Below are 25,346 nucleotides of genomic sequence, written 5' to 3'. Positions count from 1 at the left end.
TGTCGACGTCGGCGGCGAACGCGCTGGCTGCGGAGCTAGGGAAAGGCTAGTCCGCCGCGGGCGCGGAGGGTAGTCGGTCGTTCACCCGGTGGGACGCGGTGCGAAGGCGCAGAACTCGTTGCCCTCCGGGTCGGCCAGGACCCACCAGCGGCTCTGGTCGGTCGGCTCGCGCAGCAGCGTCGCGCCCGCCCCGATGAGCGCCGTCGGCTCCGGCTCGACCAGGTCGACGTCCCAGTGCAGCCGGTTCTTGACCGTCCTGGGCTCGGGCACCGCGTCGAACACCCAGTGGTCCCAGGGGAACCCGGCCGCGCCGGCCACCGACGCGGTCCCCGACCCGTACTCGACGGTGCCGCCGACCACGCCGGCCCACCAGGCCGCCTGGGCGGCCGGGTCGGCGGAGTCCACGACCAGCTCAAAGGGGCCCGGTCGGGTGCCGTCGCGGGCCGGGAACGCGCAGAACGGGTTGCCCTCCGGGTCGGCCAGCACCCACCACGTCACGTCGCCGGACGGTTCGCGGAGCAGCCGGGCGCCGGCCGCGATCAGCGCGGACGGCTCCGCGCCGGCCAGCCGCAGGTCCAGGTGGACGCGGGTCTTGCCGGTGCGTGGCTCCGGCACCTGGTTGACCCAGATCGACTCGGCGCCCGAGCGCGCGGCACGGGGGTCCACCCGGGTGTCGTCGCCGCCGGCGTCGGCCACGTCCGCGTCGAGGATCCGGGCCCAGAAGGCGCCCAGCAGGCGGGCGTTCGTGGCGTCCAGGCAGAGGTCCTTGAAGTGCGCGATCACCGGTTCAGGATGCCCGGTCCGAAGCCCGGGCGCCCGCCGGTTACCACCGAGCGGCGTGATCTGGCGCACACGCACCCGGGCGGACCCCGTCCCGCCAGCGTCAGGTTTCGCGAGTTCCCAGCTCGGGCAGTGTGAAGGCCACGAAACGTCCGGGGCCGTCGCGACGCAACCGCAGGGTCCCGATTGTTTCGCCGTGCGCCGGGGCACGGTGCCTTCCCCCGGCTGCTGGCCGACAAAGAGGGGAGGGGTGATGAGCGACCCTGACGAGGCTCGACGTCGACGGCGACCGCGGGTGCGTGCGGTCGCGGCTGCCGCCGCGTTGACGCTGGTGGCGCCCATGGCCGCCTGCGGTTCCGGTGACGCTGGTGGCCCACCGACGCTCAACCTGTACTACCCACCCGAGCAGAACCTGCAGAAGGTCGTCGACGACTGCAACGCGCAGGCCCAGGGGCGCTACGAGATCGCCTACCGGGTGCTGCCCCGACAGGCCGACGACCAGCGGGTGCAGATGGTGCGCCGGCTGGCCGCCGAGGACAGCGGAATGGACCTGCTCGGTCTGGACGTCACCTGGACCCAGGAGTTCGCCAGCGCCGACTGGATCCGCGAGTGGACCGGCCAGGACAAGGCCGAGGTGGAGCAGGGCACCCTCGCCGGGCCGCTGGAGACCGCCCGCTACGAGGACAAGCTCTACGCCGCGCCGAAGAACACCAACGTCCAGCTGCTCTGGTACCGCAAGGACCTGGTGCCGCAGCCGCCGACGACCTGGGATCAGATGATCACGGCGGCGAAGCAGCTCAAGGACCAGGGCAAGCCGTACCAGGTGCTCACGATGGGGGCCCAGTACGAGGGTCTGGTCGTCCTCTACAACACCCTGGCCGAGAGCGCCGGCGGAAAGATCCTCAACGACGACGGTACGAAGGCCGTGATGGACGCCGGCACGGTCCGGGCTCTGGAGCAGTTGCAGACCTTCGCCGCGTCGGGCGTGACCTCGCCGTCGTTCAGCAACGCCACCGAGGACCCGGTGCGGCTGGAGTTCCAGTCCGGCGCGGGGGCGTTCCAGGTGAACTGGCCGTTCGTCTACCCGGCGCTGCAGGAGGCCAACCCGGAGCTGGCCAAGCAGGTCGGTTGGGCCCGGGTGCCGGGCATCGACGAGAACACCCCCAGCAAGGTCACCATCGGCGGGGTGAACATGGCGGTCAGCTCCTACTCCAAGCACCCGGAGCTGTCCTTCGAGGCGGCCCGCTGCATCCGTAACGCCGAGCACCAGAAGTTCTCCGCGATCAACGACGGCGTGCCGCCCACCATCGAGGCGGTCTACGACGAACCGGAGATGGCCGAGGCGTACCCCATGAAGGACACCATTCTGGAGGAGCTGAAGGAGCCGGCGACCCGCCCGCTGACCCCGGCCTACCAGAGCATCTCCACGGTGATGTCGGCGATCCTGTCGCCGCCGTCGGCGATCCGTCCGCAGCAGACCGCGGACGAGCTGCGCGGCGCCATCGCCGACGCCCTCCAGTCGAAGGGTGTGCTCCCGTGAGCGCGAGGAGTGAGCCGATCCTGCGAGCCCCGCAGTCGCGAAAGAAGGTGGCACCGTGAGCGCGAGGAGTGAGCCGATCCTGCGAGCCCCGCAGTCGCGAAAGAAGGTGGCACCGTGAGCATCAACGCCACACCGGCCGGCGCCGAGGTGAGCGCCGGGGCGGAGCGGCCCGGCGGCCGGCACGCCACCGTCCCCACCCAGCGCAGCGGCCGTCGCAAGGCGCCGCTGAGCGAGAACAAGAAGGCCGAACGCAAGCTCGGTTGGCTGCTCTGCGCGCCCGCCGCGCTGGTCATGCTCGCGGTGACCGCGTACCCGATCATCTACTCGGTCTGGCTGTCACTCCAGCGCTTCGACCTGCGTTTCCCCGACCAGCGCGAGTTCATCGGGCTGGAGAACTACGTCACCGTGCTCACCAACGAGTTCTGGTGGACCGCGTTCGGTGTGACCATGCTGATCACGGTGGTCACCGTGGCCGTCGAGCTGGTGCTCGGCATGGGGCTGGCGATCATCATGCACCGCACCCTCATCGGCCGCGGCCTGGTCCGGACCTCGGCGCTGATCCCGTACGGGATCGTCACCGTGGTCGCCGCGTTCTCCTGGCGGTACGCCTGGACGCCGGGCACCGGCTACCTGGCCAACCTGTTCAGTGACGGCGCGCCGCTCACCGAGCGGGCCAGCTCGCTGGCGATCATCATGCTCGCGGAGATCTGGAAGACCACGCCGTTCATGGCGCTGCTGCTGATGGCCGGGCTGGCGCTGGTCCCGGAGGACCTGCTCAAGGCCGCCTCCACCGACGGCGCGACGGCCTGGCAGCGGTTCACCAAAGTGATGCTGCCGGTGATGAAGCCGGCGATCCTGGTCGCGCTGCTGTTCCGCACGCTGGACGCGTTCCGGGTCTTCGACAACATCTTCGTGCTGACCGCCGGCGGCAACGAGACCTCGTCGGTGTCGATGCTCGCCTACAACAACCTGATCCGGGGTCTGAACCTCGGCATCGGCTCGACGATGTCGGTGCTCATCTTCATCACCGTGGCGATCATCGCGTTCGTCTTCGTGAAGTTGTTCGGCACCGCTGCCCCGGGCAGCGACGACGGGGAGAGGCGCTGACATGGCCACCGGTACCGAAACCACCACCCGCGCCCGGCTGCGCTGGGGCCTCCTGGACGTCTTCGTGGTCGTCTTCGCGCTGGTCCCGGTGCTGTGGATCGCGTCGCTGTCGTTCAAGACGCCGGCCACCCTCACCGACGGGAACTTCATCCCCCGGGAGTGGACGCTGGACAACTACAAGACGATCTTCGACACCGACCAGTTCGTCCGGGCGCTGGTCAACTCGATCGGCATCGCGCTGATCGCCACGCTGGTCGCGGTGGTGCTCGGCGCGATGGCGGCGTACGCGATCAGCCGGCTGGACTTCCCCGGCAAGCGGCTGCTGGTCGGCGTGTCCCTGCTGATCGCGATGTTCCCGCAGGTGTCGCTGGTGTCACCGCTGTTCGAGATCGAGCGGCAGCTCGGGCTCTTCGACACCTGGCCCGGGCTGATCCTGCCGTACATCACCTTCGCGCTGCCGCTGGCGATCTACACGCTGTCGGCGTTCTTCAAGCAGATCCCGTGGGACCTGGAGAAGGCGGCGAAGATGGACGGGGCCACCCAGGGGCAGGCGTTCCGGCGGGTCATCGCGCCGCTGGCCGCGCCCGGGTTGTTCACCACGGCGATCCTGGTCTTCATCTTCTGCTGGAACGACTTCCTGTTCGCCATCACGCTGACCTCCACCGAGCGGGCTCGTACGGTGCCGGTCGCGCTGTCGTTCTTCACCGGCGAGTCGCAGTTCGAGGACCCCACCGGGGCGATCTGCGCAGCCGCCGTCGTGATCACCATTCCGATCATTCTGTTCGTCCTCTTCTTCCAGCGCCGCATCGTGTCCGGCCTGACCTCCGGCGCAGTCAAGGGATAGGTGGGTACTCGTGGCTGACATCGTGCTCGACAAGGTGAACAAGAAGTTCCCGGACGGGACCGTCGCCGTGCAGGACGTCGACCTGGAGATCGCCGACGGCGAGTTCGTGATCCTGGTCGGCCCCTCGGGCTGCGGCAAGTCCACCACTCTCAACATGATCGCCGGGCTGGAGGACATCAGCTCCGGGGAGCTGCGCATCGGCGGCCAGCGGGTCAACGACAAGGCCCCCCGGGACCGGGACATCGCCATGGTGTTCCAGTCGTACGCGCTCTACCCGAACATGACCGTGCGGGAGAACATGGCGTTCCCCCTGCGGCTGGCGAAGCTCGACAAGGAGACCATCAACCAGAAGGTCGACGAGGCGGCGAAGGTGCTGGAGCTGACCCCGCTGCTGGACCGCAAGCCGGCCAACCTCTCCGGCGGGCAACGCCAGCGGGTCGCGATGGGGCGGGCGATCGTCCGGCAGCCGAAGGCGTTCCTCATGGACGAGCCGCTGTCCAACCTGGACGCCAAGCTGCGGGTGCAGATGCGCACGGTGGTGTCCCGCCTGCAGAAGCAGCTCGGCACCACCACCGTCTACGTCACCCACGACCAGACCGAGGCGATGACCCTCGGCGACCGCGTCGTGATCATGCGCGGCGGGGCGGTGCAGCAGGTCGGCCCGCCGCAGGAGCTCTACGACCACCCGCGCAACCTCTTCGTGGCCGGCTTCATCGGCTCGCCGTCGATGAACTTCCTGCACGCCGCCGTGCAGGACGGTGGGCTGCGGACGGCGCTGGGCGACGTGCCGCTGGGCGACCGGGTCCGCCGTGAGCTGGAGGCCGCGGACGCGCCGCGCGAGCTGATCCTCGGCATCCGCCCCGAGCACTTCGAGGACGCCGAGCTGGTGGACGAGGAGAGCCGCCGCCGGGGCCTGGAGTTCGAGGCGCCGGTGGAGATCGTCGAGTCGATGGGCTCGGACAAGTACGTCTACTTCACCGTCGAGGGTGAGAAGGCCAGCGCCGCCGAGTTGGAGGAGCTGGCCGCGGACGCGGGCGCGGCCGACTTCAGCGGCGCCGGCAGCAATCTCGTCACCCGGCTGTCGGCCGAGTCACCGGTGGCCGAGGGGCAGTCGCGCCGGGTCTGGTTCAACCTGGAGAAGATCCACCTGTTCGACCCGGCCAACGGGCGCAACCTCACCCTGCACGAGGGCCGGGCGGCCGGCGCGCTCGCCGACTGACGACGTCCACCGTGGCGGGGCCGGCGGGTTCCACCCGCCGGCCCCGTCGTGTCCTGCGCCGTGCCTCCGGTCGTGGCAAGGTGGTCGCAGGTCGCGTCGTGAAGCGGGGGACGGATGAACCGACGACTGGTCGCGCTGGCCAACGCGCACGGCGTGTCCACCTGGTATGAGGACTGGCGGCACCGCCGTGTCGAGGTCGCGCCGGAGACCGTCGTCGGCGTGCTCGGCCTGCTGGGTGTGGACGCCACCAGCCCGGCGGCCATCGCCGACGCGCTCGCCACGGCCCGCGCGGTCGACCGGACGGCCCTGCCGGAGACGGTGGTGCTCACCCACGGCGCCACCCGGGTGCTCCCCGGCCCGGGCGTGGTGACCCTGGAGGACGGCGGCCGCCGCGCGGTCGACGGCGAGCTGCCGGCGGACCTGCCGCTGGGCTGGCACCGGCTGGCCTGCGCCGACCGCGAGGCGACACTGGTCGTGGTGCCCCGCCGGCTGCCCGTCCCGCCGCGCACCTGGGGCTGGATGCTCCAGCTCTACGCGCTCACCTCGGAGCGCTCCTGGGGCATGGGCGACCTCGGCGACCTCGCCGAGTTCACCGGCTGGGCCGGTGACAGCGGCGCGGGCCTGGTGCTGCTCAACCCCCTGCACGCGGTCGGGCCGGCGCACCCGGTGGCCGCCTCTCCCTACTCGCCGGCCAGTCGGCGCTTCGTCAACCCGCTCTACCTGCGGGTCAGCGACACCGCCGCCTACCAGGCGGCCGACCCGGCGACCCGGGCGGTGGTCGACGCGCTGCGCCCCGACCGGGGTGACCTGATCGACTACGACGAGGTGTGGACCGCCAAGCGGCACGCCCTGGAGCTGCTGCACCCGTACGCCCGGCCACTGGACCTGGACGCGGACCCGGCGCTGACCACGTTCGCCACCTGGTGTGCCCTGGCCGAACGACACGGCAACGACTGGCGGGCCTGGCCGGAGGAGCTGCACCACCCGGACGGCCCGGCGGTCGCCGAGCAGCGCCGCCAGCTCGCCGACCGGGTGGCCTTCCACGCCTGGCTGCAACACCTCTGCGACGAGCAGCTCGACGCCGTCACGGCGGCGGCCCGGGCGGCCGGGATGCCGGTCGGCGTGGTGCACGACCTCGCCGTCGGCATCGACCCGGGTGGCGCGGACGGCTGGCAGCTCGCCGACGTGCTCGCCCAGGGCGTGCGGGTCGGCGCCCCGCCGGACGACTTCAACCAGCTCGGGCAGGACTGGGGGCTCGCCGCGTGGCGGCCGGACCGGCTCGCCGCCACCGGCTACGCGGCCTACCGCGACATGCTGCGGCGGACCCTGCGGCACGCCGGCGGCCTGCGGGTCGACCACGTCGCCGGTCTGTGGCGGCTGTGGTGGGTGCCGCCGGGTGCCGGGGCCGCCGAGGGCACCTACGTCCGGTACAACGCCGACGCGATGCTCGGCATCCTGGCGCTGGAGGCCCAGCGGGCCGGGGCGGTGGTGGTCGGTGAGGACCTCGGCACGGTCCAGCCGGCGGTGACCCGGGGTCTGCGCGGGCGCAACATGCTCGGCTCGACCGTGCTGTGGTTCGCCCGCGACGGCGACGGGGACTTCGTCCCGCCGTCCCGGTGGCCGCGCAACGCGCTGGCCACCATCTCCACCCACGACCTACCGACCGCGCCGGGGTTCCTCACGGGCGAGCACGTCCGGGTGCGCGACGAGTTGAAGCTGCTCAGCACCGACGTGGCGGTGGAGCGGGCCCGGGCCGTCGACGAGCGGGAGCGGCTGCTGGCGATGCTGCGCGCCGAGGGGTTGCTGCCCGACGAGGGCGTGCCCGATGACAACGCGGTGGTGGTCGCCATGCACGCCGCCCTCGCGGGCAGCCCGACCCGCCTGCTCGGCGTCTCCCTGTACGACGTGCTCGGCGAGGTGCGGCAGCCGAACATGCCGGGCACGGTGGACGAGTATCCGAACTGGCGACTGCCGCTGCCCACGACCGTGGCCGAGATCCGGTCCGACCCCCGGGTGGCCCGGATCGTCGACCTGCTCACCGCCGCCCGCCCGCGACCGGCCCGCCCGCGGGAGACCGGCGCAGCCGAGGACTGAACGCCCGCCGGTCAGGCCGGCCAGTCGAAGCGCGGCGGCAACCCGAGGAAGTCGGCGTACCGGCCCAGGGCCTGCTCCACCCGGGCGCGTTGGACGACGTCCAGCGGCGTCAGCGGCTGGATCGTCACGGTGACCGCCGCCCGGGCGACGCGTCGCTTCCACAGGCCCACCACCCGGCCGGCGCGGACCACGGTGGCCTGGAAGATGCCGTTGTTGCCGGGCACGACGGCCGCCTGGTGCGCGGGGTCGAGCATCAACGCGCGGTCCCGGAAGCCGAGCAGATACTCGTCGAAGCCGGGCAGCGCCAGCACGTCGTCGACCGGGGCGCGCGGCGCGTCGGCCAGCGCCGCGTCGACGGACATCTCCTCGCCGTCGACCCGGACCACGGTCAGCGCCTCGCCGGCGGCGGCCAGCCCGCGCCGCGCGTCGGTGAGGGTGAGGCCGGTCCAGCCGGCGAACTCGCGGGCGGTCACCGGCCCGTGCCCGCGCACGTAGCGGTGGGCGAGCACCGCCAGCGCCTCGTCCCGGTCCATCCGCCGGGAGTCGGGCGCCCACTCGTCGAGCAGCGCGAACGTCTGTTCGGTGCCGATGTTCGGCGCGAGGCAGGTCACCCCGCGGACGCTCGCGTACCAGAGCAGGTGGTAGCCGCGCTGGCTGTCGGTGGCCAGGCCGGCCGCGCGAAGGGCGGCCAGGCACTGCGCCCGGGTGAGCCGGCCGCCGCCGGCCAGGGCGGAGCCCAGCACGTCCACCGCCCGGTCCGCGTCGGCGTCGGTGAGTCCGAGCTGCGCCCGGCGGGTCGCCGCGCCGGCCAGCGACCGGACGCCGGTCAGCTCCAGCATCCAGCGCGCGTCAGCGGGCGGAACGAGGTGCACGGTGCCCCGCATCGGCCAGGTGCGCAGCGCCTCCCGCCGCTCCAGGGCCGCCTGCACGTCGGCCACCGTCCGCCCGGGCAGCCGGGCGCCCAGTGACCACAACCCGCTGGCCAGGTCCTGTGCCTGCATCCCGCCGAACCACTCGACCACCTCGGCGACACCGCCGGGCCGGACGCTCGGGTGCGGGCGCAGCAGCAGGCTGCTCATCCGCATCGCCAGAGCGTCGGTAGCGCTCAGGTCGACAGGCATCGGTCGCCCCTTCCGGTTGCCGGGCCGTCAGCCTAGGACCAACCACCGACGTCTCCTCCGGAGGCGACCCCCGGCGTACGACCGCCGCTCGGGGCATAACGGCCCGCGCAGTGGGAAGCCGCCCATCCGGAAGTGCGCGCGCCGCGCGTGCGGAAGGGAGTGTCATGACTGCCGCAAGCGAACCGGCCCGGGGTTCCGGAGTGACCGCCGGGTCCCAGACCCATCGGGCGGGCACCAGCGCCAAGACGAGCGCGGCCGCCACCTTCGCGCTGGTCTTCGGCGTGTCCGGACTGATCAGCGTGCTGACCGCCATCCTCGCCTGGCTCGGGCTGGTGCTCGGCATCATCGGGATCATCCTCGGCATCGTGGGGCTGAAGATGGCCCGCCGGCCAGGGGTGACCGGCCGGGGCGTGGCGATCGGCGGCCTGGTGCTGAGCATCCTGGCGGTGCTCATCGGTCTGGGCCTCGCCGCGGGCATCACCACCTTCATCAACAACGAGAGTGCGGTGGACCGCCTCCAGCAGCAGGTCGACGACCTGCGGGACAGGCTGGACTGACAGCCACCAACCGGGTCTCCGTCGCCGGCGCACCAGCGGTGCGCCGGGCGAAGGCCCGCTCGCCGGGCCGCCCCGCTCGACACGTCCCGCGGGTGCGGCCGGAGATCACAGTAGGGTGGGCGGCGTGCTCCGCCAGGTCACCGCGATCCGCTACGTCACCCCGCTACGCGAGGGTGGCTCGCTGCCGGGCGTGGTCGAGGCCGACGACCTCGGCACGTACGTGGCGAAGTTCCGCGGCGCCGGGCAGGGGCCCAAGGCGCTGATCGCCGAGGTGATCTGCGGTGAGCTGGCGCGTCGCCTGGAGCTGCGCGTACCGCCACTGGTGGTGCTCGACATCGACCCGGTGATCGGGCGGGCCGAGCCCGACCAGGAGGTGCAGGAGCTGCTGCGCAACAGCGGCGGCGCCAACCTGGGGATGGACTTCCTGCCCGGGGCGCTGGGCTTCGACCCGGTGGCGCATCCGGTCGACCCGACGCTGGCCTCGCGGGTGCTCTGGTTCGACGCGTACGTGGAGAACGTCGACCGAAGCTGGCGCAACCCGAACCTGCTGGTCTGGCACCGCGAGCTGTGGCTGATCGACCACGGCGCCTGCCTGTACTTCCATCACAACTGGCCGCGCGCCGGTGCCGCCGTGCACCGGGCGTACCGGGCCGAGGACCACGTGCTGGCGCCGTACGCCGACCGGCTCGCCGAGGCCGACGCCGAGCTGGCCCCCCGGGTCACCCCGGAGCTGCTCCGCGAGGTGCTGGCGCTGGTGCCGGGGGAGTGGCTGACGGCCGCCGACTTCGAGTCCGCCGACGCGGCGCGGGAGGCGTACCTGACCCACCTGTCCGCCCGGGTCGCCCGCACCGTCGACTGGCTGCCGCAGGGAGGCACGGCGTGAGGCAGCCCTTCGAGTACGCCGTCATCCGACTGGTGCCCCGCATCGAGCGGGGCGAGCAGATCAACGTCGGCGTGCTGCTCTACTGCCAGCAGCGTGACTTCCTGGCCGCGCGGACGCACCTGGACGCCGACCGGGTCCGGGCGCTCGCGCCCGACGTGGACCTGCCGGCGGTGGCCGCGGTGCTCGACTCCTGGGACCGGACCTGCTCGGGCGACGGACCGGCGACCCGGATGCGGCTCGGCGAGCGGTTCCACTGGCTGGTCGCGCCGCGCAGCACGATGATCCAGACCGGGCCGGTGCACACCGGGCTCACCGCCGACCCGGCGGCCGAGCTGGAGCGGCTGATGGCGGCGCTGGTCCACTGAGCGGCGACGGCCGGGCGACGAGCCCCTGATCGCGCTACGCCAGCTCCGTTGCGGGCGGAGCGCGATCCCCCGTTCAGGTGCCCCGGCGCGGGGTGGCGGATCGCTCCCGTCCGCGCCGGTGACATCAGGATCGCCGTCCGTGAGGGCCGGAGGACCGGAAGGCTGCGGAACTTGCGGAAAAATTGAGCAGGGGACCGATCCGCCGGCCGGGGCAGCGAGCGCCGGCTGGCGTTTGACGGTGCAAGCAAGGGGTAGTCGCCGGAGCTGACTCAGACGAGAAGGGGACATCTGATGGCTGCCCAGACCAAGGTAGCGGTGATCTACTACAGCGCCACCGGCACGACGTACCAGTTGGCGCAGGCCGTGTGCGAGGCCGCCGGGGACGCGGGCGCCGAGGTCCGCCTTCGCAAGGTGCGCGAGCTGGCTCCGGAGGAGGCGATCCGCTCCAACTCCGGTTGGCAGGCGCACCAGCTGGAGACCCAGGACGTGCCCGAGGCGATGATCGACGACCTGGCCTGGGCGGACGTGGCGATCCTCGGCGCGCCCACCCGGTACGGCATCATCGCCGCCCAGCTGAAGCAGTTCATCGACACCACCGGTCCGCTCTGGTCCCAGGGCGGCCTGGTCAACAAGGTCTACGCCGGATTCACCTCGACGGGGACGGCGCACGGCGGTCACGAGACCACCCTGACCTCGCTGTTCAACGTCTTCTACCACTGGGGTGGCATCGTGGTCACCCCCGGCTACACCGACACGAGCCAGTTCATCGCCGGCAACCCGTACGGCGCCTCGCACACCAGCAACAACGGCGAGATCGCCCCGGACGCCGTCGCGTTGGGCGCCGCCGCGCTCACCGCCCGGCGGGCGGTGCAGATCGGCACCGCGCTGAAGAAGGGCATGGCCGGCTGACGACGACCGGCGACCGGCGGCGCGAACGGGGGCTCTCGGCCCGCCCGCACCACCGGTCCACCCAGCCCCTACCCCCGCGGGGGGTGACTATGCCCGTCCGCCCGTGGCGGACAGCTCGTCCGGGTGCGGAGACGGCAGCAGGTCGCCCAGCAGTTCGGCCAGCACGGCGAGTCCGTCCGGGCTGAGCACCGACTCCGGGTGGAACTGCACCCCGGCGAAGCCACGCCCGCGCAGCGCGTGCACGGCGCCGTCGCGCGGGTCCCGCGCCAGTTCCACCGGCCCGTACGCGGTGCCCAGCCGGTCGACCTCGGCGCGGGCGGTGAACGTGGAGTAGAAACCCACCCGACGGGTGTGGCCGAACAGCGACACCTCCCGTTGCAACCCCTGGTAGGGCGCCTCCCGCTGGTGCAGTGGCAGCCCCAGCAGGCCGGCCAGCACCTGGTGGCCGAGGCACACCGCCAGGGTCGGCCGACCGCTGGCCAGCAGCCCGGTCAGCAACCCTCGCAACGCCACCATCTTCGGCGCGTCCGCGCTGCCCGGGTCGCCCGGCCCGGGGCCGGCCACCACCAGGTCGTAGCCGTCGACGGGGCCGCTGGCGTGCCACGGCCGCAGCGTGACCGCGAGACCCAGCGCGCCCAACTGGTGCGCCAGCATGCCGGTGAAGGTGTCCTCGGCGTCCACGATCAACGCCCGCCGGCCGACCAACCCGGGCAGCCCTGGCGCGTCCGGCGCCCGCTGGTCCAGCCAGAACCGCGCCAGCGGCGCGTTCCGCGCGGCCAGCGCCTCGCGTACCGCCGGGTCGTCGGCCAGGCGCGCCACCGGCCCGCCGCCGCCGGCGGACGCCGCCGGTCCCAGGCCGAGCGCGGCCAGCACCCCGGCCGCCTTGGCGTGCGTCTCGGCCACCTCACCGGCCGCCGTCGAATGCCGGACCAGGGTGGCGCCCACCGGCACCCGCAGCCGGCCGGTGGGGGAGATCTCCGCGGTACGGATCAGGATCGGCGCGTCCAGCGTCTGCCGGCCCGCCTCGTCGTGACCGAGCAGGGCCAGCACGCCCGCGTAGTAGCCCCGGCCGACGCGCTCGTGCCGGGCGATCACCCGGCAGGCGTTCTCCATCGGGCTTCCGGTGACAGTGGGTGCGAACATCGTCTCCCGCAGGACCTCCCGCACGTCGCGGGTCCCCCGCCCGGCGAGCAGGTACTCGGTGTGCGCCAGGTGCGACATCTCCTTGAGGTACGGGCCGATGACCTGGCCGCCGTGCTCGGCGACGGTGGCCATCATCTTCAGTTCCTCGTCGAGCACCATGTACAGCTCCTCGACCTCCTTGGGGTCGGCGAGGAAGCGCAGCAGCGCCTCCCGGTCCGGCGTGCCGCCGGCCGGCCGGAAGGTGCCGCTGATCGGGTTCATCATCACCAGGCCGTCGTCGACGCTGACGTGCCGTTCCGGGCTGGCGCCGACCAGGGTCCGGGAGCCGGTGTGCACCACGAACGTCCAGTACGCGCCGCGCTCGGCGACCAGCAGCCGGCGCAGCGCGGCCAGCGCCGCCACCAGCGGCGCGCCCTGCACGGTGGCGTGCAGGGTGCGGTGGATGACGAAGTTGGCGCCCTCGCCGCGGCCGATCTCCTCGGTCAGCACCCGCTGCACGGTCCGCGCGTACTCCTCGTCGCTGACGTCGAACGCGGCGCCCACGGTGCGTACCGGCTCGGCGGGCAGCGCGGCCAGCGCGTCGGCCAGGGGGATCCGTCGGTGCTCGCGGACCTGGAGGCACTCCAGCGGTGATCCGTCGTCGCGGCAGGCGAAACCACGCTCGGTGATCTGCCGGTAGGGCACCAGGGCGAGCGTCCGCGCCCCGGGCGCGCCCGGCGGCAGAGGGATGTCGGCCAGCCGGTCGACGGTGTCGACCGGGCCGGTGAACAGCTCCAGCTCGTCGGTGCCCTCGCGGCGCAACAGCGCGAAGGGGCCGGGGTCGACGCCGCGTGCGACGGCGGCGAGCAGGTCGGACAGGTGGGTCATCGGGTTCTCCGTCGGGCCGGGCGCCGCCAGCGGGGCGGCCATCCGGGCCGGGAGATCCGGCGGCCGCCTCGATGGCGGCCGCGTGGATGGAGCTACGCGCGGGGGGTGGCCGCCGGGTCGGCGGGCCACCAGCAGGTCAGGTGCGCGAGCATGCCAATCACCCTACGCGCCCGAGGCCCGCCCCGGAACCCGATCAGCGTGTCCCGGCGCTCCCCGCCCGACCGACGTTCCGGCACGGTCGGCACCGGGTAACTTGACCGGCGATGAACATTCTCGCGCTCGACCTGGGCACCTCCTCGGTACGCGGGCTGGTGCTGGACGGGGACACCCAACCGCTGCCCGGCGCCCTGGCCCGGCGGAAGGTCAGCCTCACGATCGGCCAGGACGGCACCGGCACCCTCTCCGGCCCCGCCTACCTCGCCTGCCTGGTCGAGTGCCTCGACGAGCTGGCCGCCGCGGGGTACCTGCGCGACGTCGAGCTGGTCGCGGTGTCCGCGCAGTGGCACTCGGTGCTTCCGCTGGACCGCGACGGCACCCCGCTGGGCCCGGTGCTCACCTGGCTGGACACCCGGCCGACGCCGCTCGACGGGGCGCCCGGCCCGGCCGAGCCGGACGACTTCCACCAGCGCACCGGCTGCTGGTGGCACCGCAACTACTGGACGGTGCGGCTGCCCTGGCTGCGTGAGCGGTCCGGCACGCCGATCGCCCGGTTCGTCGGCCTGCCCGAGTACGTGCTGGGCGAGCTGCTCGTCGCGGCACCCATGTCCGTTTCCCAGGCGTCGGGGACCGGCCTGCTGGACCTGGGCAGCCTGACCTGGGACGACGAGGCCCTGGCGCTGGCCGGGGCGCGTCCGCAGGAGCTGCCGCACCTGGGCGAGCTGGACTGGCACGGCCGGCTACGGCCCGAGCGCGCCCGCCGCTGGCCGCAGCTGGCGGAGGCCCGCTGGTCGCCGCCGGTGGGCGACGGCGGGGCCTCGAACGTCGGCTCGGGCTGCGTGGACCCCAGCCGCGTCGCCGTCACCGTGGGCACCTCCGCGGCCGTACGCCTGATGCAGCGGATCCCGGCCGGCGAGCCGCTGCCCCGGCTGCCCGAACGGCTCTGGCGCTACCGCGTCGACCACGACCACGTGGTGACCGGTGCGGCGTACTCCAGTGGCGGCAACCTCTTCGCCTGGGCGGACCGGGAGCTGCGGCTGCCCCGGGGCGCCGAGCTGGACGCGGCGCTGGCGCTGGTGCCCGCCGGCGGCGGTCGGCCGGCCGATCCCCGCTTCGGTGGCGACCGGGCGCCCGGGCTGGCCCCGGCGGGGACGGGTGAGCTGCGCGGGCTCAGCTTCGGCACCACCGCGGTGGACATCCTGGCCGGTCTGATGCAGGGGCTGTGCGAGCTGGTCGCCGAGGACCTCACGGTGCTGGAGTCCACGATCGACAGAGGTGTGGACGTGGTGCTGGGCGGCGGCGCGATGGCCGCCTCGGTGTGGTGGCGGCAGGCTTTCGCGAGCGCCCTCGCGCCGCGACCGGTGTCACACCAGCGCAACCCGGAGATCGGTGCGACCGGCGCGGCGTTGGTGGCGCTGGGGCGCTACGAGGAGGCCGTCGAGCTCGCCGACATCGGCCGGACGGACGAGCTGGTCTTACCGACCACGACATGACGTTCCCACCCGCAGTATCCTTCCTGAACTTCCCCCACGTTCGGGCCGTTGACAGCGCTCCCGAGCCTGGTTGGATGGACTGCGCTCCCCGGACCGCGGTGGACGCGGCAGGACGGAGGAGGCAGGGGTGGCGGTAGGTCCCGACCCGGCGAACGGCGCGGTGTCGAACCATCGCCGGCGCCGCTTCGACGTCCGTGTTGTCCCGCACCGCCGCCGCTCGCCGTTCCGGCTGCGGGACTGGCGGATGAGCACCAAGCTGGCCACCGTGCTGGTGGTGCCGTCGGTGGCGTTCCTGGTGCTCGCCGGCGTGCAGACGAGTGCACTGGTGGGGCGGACGACCGCGTTGAACGACTTCGCCCGGCAGGTCGGCATCGGCCGGCAGATCACCGCGGTGGTGCACCAGCTCCAGCAGGAGCGGGACCGCTCGGCGGGGGAGTTGGGGGAGTTGCGCCGCGGCGGCGACCGGGAGGCCGCGGCCACGGCCCTGAAGCCGTTGCAGTCGGCCACCGACCGGGCCATCGTGGACCTGCGCCGGGCGGCCGAGCCGCTGGCCGACGCCGACGCGTCCTGGCGGGTCGCCTTCTCCGAGGTGCTCGAGGCGTACGACCAGGTGGAGGACATCCGTCCGGCCATCCCGCCCGCGGTGCTCAGCAACGACACCATCCTGAGCAACTACCACCGGGCCGTCGACGCGCTGCTCGACCTGCTGGCGGAGCCGACGCCGGGTCAGGAGCAGCCGGCGTTGAGCGACGCGGTGCTGCGCTACGTCCAGCTCGCCCGGGTCAAGGAGCTGTCCTCCCGGGTGCGGGCCCAGCTCTACGCCGCCTCGCGGGCCGGCCGGTACGGCACCGAGGACCGCGTGCTCCTCACCGACCTGCGCGCCCAGCAACTGACCGCGCTCGGCGCGTTCCGGGTGGCCGCGACCACCGACCAGATCCGCCGGTACGACGAGAGCTCGGTGGATCCGATGTTCCTGGTCGCCACCCGGCTGGAGGAGCGCAGCCTGCCGGCCGGTGACGCGCCGCCCGAGGTGCTGCCGTCGGAGCAGTGGTGGGCGGCCAGCCAGCAGCGTCAGGAGCTGCTGCGGCAGGTCGAGGCGGGGGTGCTGGACGACGCCGTACGGCAGGCCGACGACGTCAGCGCCGGGCAGCTGCGGACCACGCTGCTGGTGGTCGGCGGGATCGTCGCGGTGCTGCTGGTGGCTCTGCTGATCTCACTGCTCGTCGGCCGGTCGGTCGCCCGGTCGATGCGGTTGCTGCGCAGCCAGGCGCTGCGGATCGCGCAGGTCGAGCTGCCCGACGCGCTGGACCGGCTGCGGACCGTCACCGGCGGGGTTCCCGGCATCGAGGTCGCACCGGCGGTGGTCCGCTCGCTCGACGAGATCGGCGAGCTGGCCGAGGCGTTCGTCGCGGTGCACCGCAGCGCGGTCACCGTCGCCGTCGAGCAGGCGACGATGCGGCGCAACGTCAACGCGATGTTCGTCAACCTGGCCCGCCGCAGCCAGGTGCTGGTGGAGCGCCAGTTGGAGCTGCTGGACGATCTGGAGCGCGAGGAGAGCGACCCCGACCAGCTGGAGAACCTGTTCAAGCTGGACCACCTGGCCGCCCGGATGCGCCGCAACGACGAGAGTCTGCTGGTGCTGGCCGGCACCGACTCGACCCGCCGCTGGAACCGGCCGGTGGGCCTGGGTGCGGTGCTGCTGGCCGCCGCCGCCGAGATCGAGCAGTACCAGCGGGTCCGCCTGGAGTCGGTCGGCGACGTGCACGTGGTCGGGCACGCCGTCGGTGAGCTGGTGCACATGCTGGCCGAGCTGCTGGAGAACGCCACGGCGTTCTCCCGCCCCGACACCGTCGTGGTGGTGACCGCCCGGGTCGAGGCCGCCGCTGCGTTGATCGAGATCGCCGACCGCGGCCTGGGCATGAGCCCGACCGCGTTGGCCGAGGCGAACGCGGTGCTGGCCAGCCCGCCGGCCGCGGACGTCGCGGCGGTCGAGCGGATGGGCCTGTTCGTGGTCAGCCACCTGGCCGCCCGGCTGGGCGTGCGGGTGCGGCTGGACGGTGGCCAGGACGGTCTCGTCGCCCGGCTCATGCTGCCCGCCGCGTTGCTGGCCCCGCGGGGCGCGGTGGAGTTGGATCCACCGGCGCCGGCCCGGATGCTGGCGGCGAGCGGCACTCGGGGCGTGGGAGCGCAGCGGGTGCCCGGGGCCACCCGTGCGGGCGGTGTGCCGGGGCCGGCGATGGCGCCACTGGACCTGCCGGTGGCGGGTCGGCCGCCGGGGGTCGCCGTGCCGCGCCAGGGCCGCGGGGTACCGGTCCGCGCCGAGGACGTGCTCGCTCCGGCCCCGGCCGGCAACGGTGGCGGCTGGTGGTCCGGGGAGGGTCCGGCCGAGCCGGCGAGGCGGGAGCCGCTCGTGCCGCCGGCCACCCCGGTGACGGCCGGCACGAACGAGCGGGGCCTGCCGGTCCGGGTGCCGATGGCACAGCTCTCGGCGGTCACCCGCCCGGCCCGCCCGGAATCGGCGCCGGTGCGCGACGACCTGGACCCGGAAGCGGTCAGTGGCATGCTTTCCCGGCTCTACAACGGGGTACGGCGTGCCGAGGCCGAGGACACCACCGAGATACCCGTGCCACCGTCCGGGGGGCACGATGAAGGGGGACGACGACAGTGACGACGTTGAGCCAGGAGGCACGGGACCTGAGCTGGCTGGTGAGCGCCTTCGCGGAGCGGGTGCCGGGCGTGGCGCACGCGGTGGTGGTCTCCTCCGACGGGCTGCTGGTGGCGATCTCCGACAACCTGCCCCGCGACAACGCGGACAAGCTCGCCGCCGTGACCTCCGGCCTGATGAGCATCACCGCGGGCGCGGCCCAGATGTTCGACGGTGACGTCGTCAAGCAGACGGTGGTCGAGATGGGCCGGGGCTACTTCCTGGTGATGCAGGTGCGGGACGGGTCGATCCTCGCCACGCTGGCCGCGGGTGACGCGGACATCGGCGTGGTCGGCTACGAGATGGCCCGGCTGGCCAAGCAGGCGGGGGAGATGCTCACCCCGGCGCTGCGCGCGGAGTTGCAGCAGGCGCTGCCCCGCTGAGAAGGCCCGGCCGTGCCCCGGACGGTCACCGGCTCACCTGAGCCGAGCCGTCCGGGTCCGGCCGCACCGGGCGGCCCCGTTCAGAGGCCGCCGGCGGCGATGACCGACCGGTACCAGTGGGCGCTGCGCTTGAGCACCCGCCGCTGGGTGGCGTAGTCCACATAGACCAGTCCCCAGCGCTGGTCGTACCCCTCGGCCCATTCGAAGTTGTCCAGCAGCGACCAGACGTGGAAGCTCTCCAGCGGAACCCCGGCGGCGATGGCCCGATGGACGGCGGCGAGGTGGTCGCGCAGGAAGGTGATCCGGCCGGTGTCGTCGACGGTGCCGTCCGCTGCCAGGGTGTCCGGAGTGGGCAGTCCGTTCTCGGTGACGGTGAGCGGGATCGGGCCGTAGTCGCGGGTGACCCGGGTCAGGATGTCGTACATCCCGTCGGGGTAGATCTGCTGCCACTCGGCCTCGGAGGTCGACCAGCGGTGCTCGGTGCCGCCGTCGGCGGTGACGTAGATGGGCGTGTAGTACTGCACGGCGAGCAGGTCGACCGGCGAGGAGATGATCGCCAGGTCGCCGTCCTGGATGCCGCGGACCATTCGGCTCTGCGGGCCCAGGTCGGCCAGCACGTCCTGCGGGTAGCTGCCCTTGAGCAGTGAGTCGAGGTAGAGGCGGTTCTCGTACCCGTCGTAGAGCCGGGCGGCCGCGGCGGCCTGCGGCGAGTCGTCGGCGGCGTAGCAGGGGTGCAGGTTGAGCGCCGGTCCGATCCGGCCGGTGCCGCCGGCGGCGCGCAGTGCGCGGACCGCGAGCCCGTGGGCGAGTTGCAGGTGGTGGGCGACGAGGTAGGCGGCGTCCGGGTCCTGCCGGCCGGGCGCGTGGTGGCCGCTGAGGTAGCCGTTCTGCACCACGGTCTTGGGTTCGTTGACGGTGAGCCAGACCGGCACCCGGTCGCCGAGGGCACGGAAGACCGCGTTGGCGTAGTCGGCGAAGCGGTGGACGGTGTCGCGCGACTCCCAGCCGCCGGCGTCCTGCAGGGCCTGCGGCAGGTCCCAGTGGAACAGGGTGGCCATCGGCGCGATGCCGCGCTCGTGCAGACCGTCCAGGAGGCGGCGGTAGAAGTCGAGCCCGCGCTGGTTGGGCGTGCCGGTGCCGTCGGGCTGGATCCGCGGCCAGGAGATCGAGAAGCGGTAGCTGCGCAGCCCGAGGTCGCGCATCAGGTCGAGGTCTTCCGCGTACCGGTGGTAGTGGTCGGCGGCGACGTCGCCGGTGTCGCCGTTGCGGGTACGCCCGGGGGCGCGGCTGAAGGTGTCCCAGATCGACTCGCCGCGGCCGTCCTCCTTGGCGGCGCCCTCGATCTGGTACGCGGAGGTGGCCGCGCCCCAGCCGAAGTCGCGGGGAAAACGCAGCGGGCCGGCGGGCCCGGTAGGTATCGACATGGATTCTCCTCGTGGATACGGGGCCACCGCCGAGATTCGGGAGCGCTCCCAGGATAGGCCAGGGGCGGCGAGCCCGGTCAGCCGGCCGTCGTGTCGGCCGGCAGTGGCGGGTTGAGGTGCTGCGGACCCCGGACAGCGAACGAGGCCGACCGGGCGGCGCGGTGCGCCTGTCCCGTCGGCCTCTTTTCCCATCGTGTACGGGGGTTTAGTGTGGGGACGGGGGAGGGCAACCCCCGTCCCCACCGTAACTGCACACACACGGGCGGAATGTCGGTCCTGCCGTGCGTGTCGCGCGGGAGCCGGGCCACGCGAGTGGCTCTGGTTCCACCTCCCTCCCTGTGGCGGGATGATGGCTGACGACGGCGTCCGGGCTGGCCCGTCGTCGGCCCTCGGGCTGGTTCCCCGGGGCCCGTCAGAGACGGTCCCGGTGATCTTCTTGTTGGAACCTTCATCGATGGAAGCGCTCCCATCGACGATGCTGCGACTGTAACCCCCGTCACGGCTTTGTGAAAGACCCAAAACGAGATCGAAACAAGGCTCTGCTGCGTCCCGTCGCGCGCTTGTTGTGGGAGCGCTTCCATGGCAGACTGTCGATTCAACGCGACAGGAGCCACATCGCGTGGCGCGGGTCCACCGAGGGCAGCCGGGAGCACGTACTCCGGTCACGGTCACCCGAACACGGCCGACGGGACCCGTCCCGCGCCGGCCGCACCGCCGATCCCCGGCCGGGCCCGGGGCGACCACCTTCCCGGCGCCTCGAATTCCCCGCGCACCACCACCCTCGCGGGCAGGCGCCTCGCCGGGACCAACCCGGCCTGGTCCGAGGAGACACCGCGCACATGAGACATCTGGCACGACGCCGTCGAGTGGCGATCATCGCCGCCGCCGCGCTCGCCGCCGGCGGGGTGACCCTGCCCGCCGGCGCCGCGCAGGCCGCACCCGCCTGCGACGTGGTCTACGCGACCAACGACTGGAGCACCGGCTTCAGCGCCAACGTGACGATCAGGAACCTCGGCGACCCGGTCACCGGGTGGACGCTGACGTTCGCCTTCCCCGGCAACCAGCGGGTCACCCAGGGCTGGTCGGCGCGATGGAGCCAGACCGGCAACCAGGTCACCGCGACCAACGAGTCGTGGAACGGCAACCTCGGTACCGGTGCCAGCACCAACATCGGCTTCAACGGCTCCTACACCGGCACCAACGCCAAGCCCACCTCGTTCGCCGTCAACGGGGTCACCTGCGGCGGCGCGCCGCAACAGCCGCCGACCGTGGGCCTCACCGTGCCGGCCGGCCCGTTCGAGGCGCCGGCCGACGTGCCGCTGACCGCCACCGCCAGCGACCCGGACGGGACCATCAGCAAGGTCGAGTTCTACCGCAACGGCCTGCTCGTCAACACCGACACCACCGCCCCGTACGGCTACACCCTCGAAGACCTGCCGGCGGGCGCCTACACCGTCCAGGCCAAGGCGTACGACAACGCCAACCTCAGCGCCACCGCCGAGAAGTCGTTCACCGTGGGCGCGGCCTCCGGGCCGACCCTGATCGCCACGCCGTCGGCGGTCACCGTCGCCGAGGGCGGCAGCTCCACGGTCAACCTCAAGCTCAGTGCCGCCCCGGCGGCCACCGTGCCGGTCACCCTGACCCGCACCGGCGACGCCGACATCACCGTCTCGCCCGCCACGGTCAGCCTCACCCCGAGCAACTGGAACACCGGGGTCGCGGTCACCGTCGCGGCGGCCGAGGACGCCGACACCGCCGGCGGCACCGCCACCGTCACCGCCTCGGCGACCGGCTACGCCCCGCTCGCCGTCACCGCGACCGAGGCGGACAACGACGTTCCGGGCGGCGACAACGTCTACACCGCGCGCTTCCTCGACCAGTACGGCAAGATCAAGAACTCGGGGTACTTCAGCCCCGAGGGCGTGCCGTACCACTCGGTGGAGACGCTGATCGTCGAGGCGCCCGACCACGGGCACGAGACCACCTCGGAGGCGTTCAGCTTCTGGCTCTGGCTGGAGGCCCAGTACGGCCGCGTCACGCAGAACTGGGCACCGTTCAACAACGCCTGGACGGTGATGGAAAAGTACATCATCCCGACCCACGCCGATCAGCCCACGGCCGGCGCCGCGGGCACGGCCCAGTACGCCGCCGAGCACGACCTGCCCAGCCAGTACCCGTCCGCCCTGGAGGCGAACGTGCCGGTCGGTCAGGACCCGCTGCGCGGCGAACTCCAGTCCACCTACGGCACCGGTGACATCTACGGCATGCACTGGCTGATCGACGTGGACAACACGTACGGCTTCGGCCGCTGCGGCGACAAGACCACCCGGCCCGCGTACATCAACACGTTCCAGCGGGGCACCCAGGAGTCGGTCTGGGAGACCGTTCCGCAGCCGTCCTGCGACACGTTCACCGCCGGCGGTCAGTACGGCTACCTCGACCTGTTCGTCAAGGAGTCGGCGGCCCCGGCCAAGCAGTGGAAGTACACCAACGCCCCGGACGCCGACGCCCGCGCCGTGCAGGCCGCGTACTGGGCACTGACCTGGGCCAAGGCGCAGGGCAAGCAGGCCGACGTCGCGGCCACCGTGGCGAAGGCCGCCAAGATGGGCGACTACCTGCGCTACTCGATGTTCGACAAGTACTTCAAGAAGATCGGCAACTGCGTCGGCGCCAGCGCCTGCCCGGCCGGCAGCGGCAAGGACTCCGCGCACTACCTGATGTCCTGGTACTACGCCTGGGGCGGAGCGTACGAGACCAGCCAGAACTGGTCCTGGCGGATCGGCTCCAGCCACAACCACTTCGGCTACCAGAACCCGTTCGCGGCCTGGGCGCTGACCAACACCCCGGAGCTCAAGCCCCAGTCGCCGACCGCCGTCGCCGACTGGACCAAGAGCTTCGAACGGCAGCTGGAGTTCTACACCTGGCTGCAGTCCGCCGAGGGCGGCATCGCCGGCGGCGCGACCAACAGCTGGGGCGGCAACTACGGCCAGCCGCCAGCCGGCACCAGCACCTTCTACGGCATGTACTACGACGTCGACCCGGTCTACAACGACCCGCCGTCCAACCAGTGGTTCGGCATGCAGGCCTGGTCGATGCAGCGGATCGCCGAGCTGTACCAGCAGACCGGCAACGCCAAGGCCAAGGCGCTGCTCGACAAGTGGGTGCCCTGGGCGATCGCCAACACCACCGTCGGCGCCAACTGGTCGATCCCGTCGGACATGAAGTGGACCGGCCAGCCGACCACCTGGAACCCGGCCAGCCCGCAACCCAACACCGACCTGCACGTCGAGGTCACCGTCAAGGGGCAGGACGTCGGCGTCGCCGCCGCCTACGCCCGAACCCTCATCGCGTACGCCGCCAGGTCGGGCAACGTGGCGGCCAAGAACACCGCCAAGGGTCTGCTCGACGCGCTCCACGCGGCCAGCGACGCCAAGGGTGTCTCCACCACCGAGAAGCGCGGCGACTACCGGCGCTTCGATGACACCTACGACGCCGCCAGCGGGCAGGGCCTCTACGTCCCGCCGGGCTGGACCGGGAAGATGCCCAACGGCGACGCCATCGCCGCCGGCAAGAGCTTCCTCGACATCCGGTCCTTCTACAAGAACGACCCGGACTGGCCCAAGGTGCAGGCGTACCTGAACGGCGGGGCGGAGCCCAGCTTCAACTACCACCGGTTCTGGGCGCAGGCCGACGTCGCCATGGCGTACGCCGACTACGGCAACCTGTTCCCGAACGGCTGACAGCCCTCCGGGAGTGGGTGGCGTGCGCGCCGCCCACTCCCGGGGTCCGGCCGGGGCCGGGGGAACGGGACCCGGCCGGCGAACGGCCTGACTCCCACGGTCAGGCCGGGGTGGGCCGGCCATCCGGCCAACGCAGCGGATCGGTCGGCCCGCCCCACCGCCCGGACTGGAGGCTGCCGCGAAAAAGCCCAGAAATTCGGGCCGTCACGGGATCACACCGGTGACGGCGACGGAGTAACGTACGTCACCGGAGAGGCCGCTCCCCCCGTGGCGGCCTCTCCACTTATTTGCCCCTCGGCAACGCCCCCGGGTTCGGCGCGGGAGGTGGGGCCGGCTGATCGGTGACCGGGTGACGCAACCCCGGGTGCCCGGGCGGCAGCGACCGGCGCAGCACCACCCAGCTCAGCGCCAGAGCCGCCGCGACCAGCGGCCAGGTCAGGGCGACCCGGGCCACCACAAGCGCGAGCACCTGCCCGCTCAGGTACAGGGGCACGAACACCGCCACCCGCAGCACGTACGTCGCCGTCCACACCCAGCTCGCCCGGCCGTACCCGCGCAGCAGCACCGGGTCGCGCCGCCACCTGGTCCGCTGACCCAGCGCCGCACCCACGAGCACGCCGAGCAGCGGCCACCGCACCACGATGCTGACCGCCCAGGCCAACGCGCTGGCGGCGTTGGAGAGCAGTTGGATCAGGAAGAAGTTCTCGGCCCGGCCGGTGCGCAGCGCGATCAACGCCGCGACGCAGACGGCGAGCAGGCCGATCAGCACCGAGCGCGGCCGGTCACCGCGACGCAGCCGCACACCGGCCACCACCCCGCCGACGGCCACCGCCGCGCCGACCCCGGCCCACAGCGACTCGCCGCCGAGCAGCCAGCCCGCCGCGAACGCCAGCGGTGGCAGCGTGGCATCGACGGCACCCCGCCGGCCGCCCAGCAGATCCGCCAACGACTCGCCGCCAGCCGGCCCGCCAGGGACCCCGGTCTGCTTGTCCGCGCCCGGCGCGGCCCGGCCGGCGTCCTGCTCCGGTGTGCCGCCCACCGCCACCTCCTCGCCTCCGCTCCAACCTATCCACCGACCGTCGGTGGGCCACCCGCCGGCGTGCCGACACCTGCCGCTACGGTGTGCGGATGCGTGCGACGGCAAGGGGTTGGACGGCGGTCTGGTTGGTCGTGCTGGCCCTTGTCCAGACAGTCATCTTCGTCGTCGTCTGGCGGGTGGCCGTGCACACCGAGATCGGCCAGTGGGTCGACACCGTCGCCCTGACCGGCAACCGGATCGGCCAGGACCGCATCGACGGCCCGGTGGACAAGCTCCTCAACGCGATGTCGGTGGTCTCCCTGCTGGCCGCCACCGCGATGATCGGGTTCATCGCCCTCATCCGGGGGCGGATCGCCCTCGCCATCACCGCGACCCTGCTGATCGCCGGAGCGAACGTCTCCACCCAGTTGCTCAAGTACGGGCTGAGCCGACCCGACTACGGCCTCGACCCCGAGCGGGCCGCCGTGGGCAACAGCCTGCCCAGCGGGCACACGACGGTCGCGGCGGCGGTGGCGGTCGCGCTGGTTCTCGTGCTGCCGCGCAAGGTGCGGGCCGTCGGTGCCTTCCTCGCCGCCGCGTACGCCGCCGCCGCCGGGGTGGCCACCCTCTCCGCCGGTTGGCACCGGCCCAGTGACGCGGTCGCCGCGTACCTGGTCGTGGGCGTCTGGGCGGCGCTGGCCGGGCTGGTCCTGCTGATCACCCAGCGCGAGCAGGCCGAGGTCGCCCCGGGCGACGCGCACCGGCTCGCCGCGCTGCTGCTCGGGGCGGCCGGCGTGCTCGCCCTGATCACCTGCGGGCTCGCCCTGTCCTGGCTGGTCGATCTGCGCGGCACCGGGCCGGACGAGCTGAGCCGCCGACCGCTCTTCATCGCGTACGCGGGCAGCGCCGCAGGTATCGCCGGCACGATGGCCGTGGTGATGGCGCTGGTGCTCAGCGTCGTGCACCGGCTGGTGCCGCGGGTCAAGGGCTGAGCGGCGC

The 25,346-nt window shown here is 72.9% G+C and carries 19 protein-coding genes; 14 read left to right on the top strand and 5 right to left on the bottom strand.

Features of this window, described 5'->3' with window-relative positions; all coding sequences use genetic code 11:
• Window positions 1–81 precede the first annotated feature (81 nt).
• The gene (locus M8C17_RS21350) at window positions 82–783 is read right to left on the bottom strand and encodes a VOC family protein (RefSeq protein WP_252418288.1); all 702 of its coding nucleotides are present in this window, start codon (window positions 781–783) and stop codon (window positions 82–84) included.
• A gap of 250 nt (window positions 784–1,033) precedes the next feature.
• Between M8C17_RS21350 and M8C17_RS21345 the strand changes: the two genes are divergently transcribed.
• The 5 genes from M8C17_RS21345 to malQ all read left to right on the top strand — a co-directional run bounded on the left by M8C17_RS21345 (window position 1,034) and on the right by malQ (window position 7,584).
• Window positions 1,034–2,320 (top strand): ABC transporter substrate-binding protein, encoded by a 1,287-nt coding sequence (locus M8C17_RS21345; protein WP_252418287.1) that lies wholly within the window; start codon window positions 1,034–1,036, stop codon window positions 2,318–2,320.
• A 114-nt stretch (window positions 2,321–2,434) separates the two neighbouring features.
• On the top strand, window positions 2,435–3,427 hold the full coding sequence (locus tag M8C17_RS21340; RefSeq protein ID WP_308209576.1) for a sugar ABC transporter permease: 993 nt from the start codon (window positions 2,435–2,437) through the stop codon (window positions 3,425–3,427).
• A 1-nt stretch (window position 3,428) separates the two neighbouring features.
• Complete coding sequence (locus M8C17_RS21335) at window positions 3,429–4,271, top strand: carbohydrate ABC transporter permease (protein ID WP_252418286.1); 843 nt, start codon at window positions 3,429–3,431, stop codon at window positions 4,269–4,271.
• A gap of 10 nt (window positions 4,272–4,281) precedes the next feature.
• Complete coding sequence (locus tag M8C17_RS21330) at window positions 4,282–5,490, top strand: ABC transporter ATP-binding protein (RefSeq protein ID WP_252418285.1); 1,209 nt, start codon at window positions 4,282–4,284, stop codon at window positions 5,488–5,490.
• A gap of 114 nt (window positions 5,491–5,604) precedes the next feature.
• Window positions 5,605–7,584, top strand: a complete 1,980-nt coding sequence (malQ, locus tag M8C17_RS21325; RefSeq protein WP_252418284.1) for a 4-alpha-glucanotransferase — start codon at window positions 5,605–5,607, stop codon at window positions 7,582–7,584.
• A gap of 11 nt (window positions 7,585–7,595) precedes the next feature.
• Here the strand turns inward: malQ and M8C17_RS21320 are convergent, their stop codons facing one another.
• Window positions 7,596–8,705, bottom strand: coding sequence for a winged helix DNA-binding domain-containing protein (locus M8C17_RS21320; protein WP_252418283.1), 1,110 nt, complete (start codon window positions 8,703–8,705; stop codon window positions 7,596–7,598).
• 164 nt (window positions 8,706–8,869) lie between these two features.
• Here M8C17_RS21320 and M8C17_RS21315 point away from each other — a divergent pair, with 164 nt between their 5' ends.
• From M8C17_RS21315 to wrbA, 4 genes are all read left to right on the top strand, one after another.
• Window positions 8,870–9,262 carry a hypothetical protein gene (locus M8C17_RS21315; protein WP_252418282.1) on the top strand — a complete coding sequence of 131 codons (393 nt, stop codon included), beginning with the start codon at window positions 8,870–8,872 and terminating at the stop codon, window positions 9,260–9,262.
• Window positions 9,263–9,386: 124 nt separating this feature from the next.
• Window positions 9,387–10,145 carry a HipA family kinase gene (locus M8C17_RS21310; protein ID WP_252418281.1) on the top strand — a complete coding sequence of 253 codons (759 nt, stop codon included), beginning with the start codon at window positions 9,387–9,389 and terminating at the stop codon, window positions 10,143–10,145.
• The gene (locus M8C17_RS21305; protein ID WP_252418280.1) at window positions 10,142–10,510 is read left to right on the top strand and encodes a DUF3037 domain-containing protein; all 369 of its coding nucleotides are present in this window, start codon (window positions 10,142–10,144) and stop codon (window positions 10,508–10,510) included. Before M8C17_RS21310 ends, M8C17_RS21305 begins: the two co-directional genes overlap by 4 nt.
• 291 nt (window positions 10,511–10,801) lie before the next feature.
• Window positions 10,802–11,419 carry an NAD(P)H:quinone oxidoreductase gene (gene wrbA / locus M8C17_RS21300; protein ID WP_252418279.1) on the top strand — a complete coding sequence of 206 codons (618 nt, stop codon included), beginning with the start codon at window positions 10,802–10,804 and terminating at the stop codon, window positions 11,417–11,419.
• An 87-nt stretch (window positions 11,420–11,506) separates the two neighbouring features.
• On the opposite strand, the gene M8C17_RS21295 is transcribed toward wrbA, so the two are convergent.
• The gene (locus M8C17_RS21295; protein WP_252418278.1) at window positions 11,507–13,429 is read right to left on the bottom strand and encodes an anthranilate synthase family protein; all 1,923 of its coding nucleotides are present in this window, start codon (window positions 13,427–13,429) and stop codon (window positions 11,507–11,509) included.
• A gap of 263 nt (window positions 13,430–13,692) precedes the next feature.
• On the opposite strand from M8C17_RS21295, the gene M8C17_RS21290 reads away from it, so the two are divergent.
• From M8C17_RS21290 to M8C17_RS21280, 3 genes are all read left to right on the top strand, one after another.
• Entirely contained in the window at window positions 13,693–15,078 is a 1,386-nt protein-coding gene (locus tag M8C17_RS21290) for an FGGY family carbohydrate kinase (protein ID WP_252418277.1), read from the top strand.
• 127 nt (window positions 15,079–15,205) lie between these two features.
• Window positions 15,206–17,746 (top strand): nitrate- and nitrite sensing domain-containing protein, encoded by a 2,541-nt coding sequence (locus tag M8C17_RS21285; RefSeq protein ID WP_252418276.1) that lies wholly within the window; start codon window positions 15,206–15,208, stop codon window positions 17,744–17,746.
• Window positions 17,747–17,751: 5 nt separating this feature from the next.
• Entirely contained in the window at window positions 17,752–18,165 is a 414-nt protein-coding gene (locus tag M8C17_RS21280) for a roadblock/LC7 domain-containing protein (RefSeq protein ID WP_256483091.1), read from the top strand.
• Window positions 18,166–18,245: 80 nt separating this feature from the next.
• Here the strand turns inward: M8C17_RS21280 and M8C17_RS21275 are convergent, their stop codons facing one another.
• Window positions 18,246–19,589: a GH1 family beta-glucosidase gene (locus M8C17_RS21275; RefSeq protein WP_252418274.1), complete on the bottom strand. Its 1,344-nt coding sequence runs from the start codon at window positions 19,587–19,589 to the stop codon at window positions 18,246–18,248.
• A gap of 839 nt (window positions 19,590–20,428) precedes the next feature.
• Here M8C17_RS21275 and M8C17_RS21270 point away from each other — a divergent pair.
• Entirely contained in the window at window positions 20,429–23,329 is a 2,901-nt protein-coding gene (locus M8C17_RS21270; protein WP_374558786.1) for a glycoside hydrolase family 48 protein, read from the top strand.
• A 283-nt stretch (window positions 23,330–23,612) separates the two neighbouring features.
• Here M8C17_RS21270 and M8C17_RS21265 read toward each other — a convergent pair whose 3' ends face one another.
• Entirely contained in the window at window positions 23,613–24,266 is a 654-nt protein-coding gene (locus tag M8C17_RS21265; protein ID WP_374558812.1) for a DUF3159 domain-containing protein, read from the bottom strand.
• Between the two features lie 185 nt (window positions 24,267–24,451).
• On the opposite strand from M8C17_RS21265, the gene M8C17_RS21260 reads away from it, so the two are divergent.
• A complete protein-coding gene (locus tag M8C17_RS21260; RefSeq protein ID WP_252418273.1) occupies window positions 24,452–25,339 on the top strand; it encodes a phosphatase PAP2 family protein in 888 nt (295 codons plus the stop codon).
• The last annotated feature ends 7 nt before the right edge of the window (window positions 25,340–25,346 follow it).

The organism is Micromonospora sp. RHAY321, from assembly GCF_023896955.1.
Taxonomy (GTDB): Bacteria; Actinomycetota; Actinomycetes; order Mycobacteriales; family Micromonosporaceae; genus Micromonospora.
This window is presented reverse-complemented; position numbering and strand designations above follow the sequence as displayed.

Coding starts and splice junctions, on each gene's coding strand:
- M8C17_RS21345 (WP_252418287.1), top strand. CDS start 1,034: ATGAGCGACCCTGACGAGGCTCGACGTCGACGGCGACCGCGGGTGCGT.
- M8C17_RS21335 (WP_252418286.1), top strand. CDS start 3,429: ATGGCCACCGGTACCGAAACCACCACCCGCGCCCGGCTGCGCTGGGGC.
- malQ (WP_252418284.1), top strand. CDS start 5,605: ATGAACCGACGACTGGTCGCGCTGGCCAACGCGCACGGCGTGTCCACC.
- M8C17_RS21320 (WP_252418283.1), bottom strand. CDS start 8,705: ATGCCTGTCGACCTGAGCGCTACCGACGCTCTGGCGATGCGGATGAGC.
- M8C17_RS21315 (WP_252418282.1), top strand. CDS start 8,870: ATGACTGCCGCAAGCGAACCGGCCCGGGGTTCCGGAGTGACCGCCGGG.
- wrbA (WP_252418279.1), top strand. CDS start 10,802: ATGGCTGCCCAGACCAAGGTAGCGGTGATCTACTACAGCGCCACCGGC.
- M8C17_RS21295 (WP_252418278.1), bottom strand. CDS start 13,429: ATGACCCACCTGTCCGACCTGCTCGCCGCCGTCGCACGCGGCGTCGAC.
- M8C17_RS21290 (WP_252418277.1), top strand. CDS start 13,693: ATGAACATTCTCGCGCTCGACCTGGGCACCTCCTCGGTACGCGGGCTG.
- M8C17_RS21275 (WP_252418274.1), bottom strand. CDS start 19,589: ATGTCGATACCTACCGGGCCCGCCGGCCCGCTGCGTTTTCCCCGCGAC.
- M8C17_RS21270 (WP_374558786.1), top strand. CDS start 20,429: ATGAGACATCTGGCACGACGCCGTCGAGTGGCGATCATCGCCGCCGCC.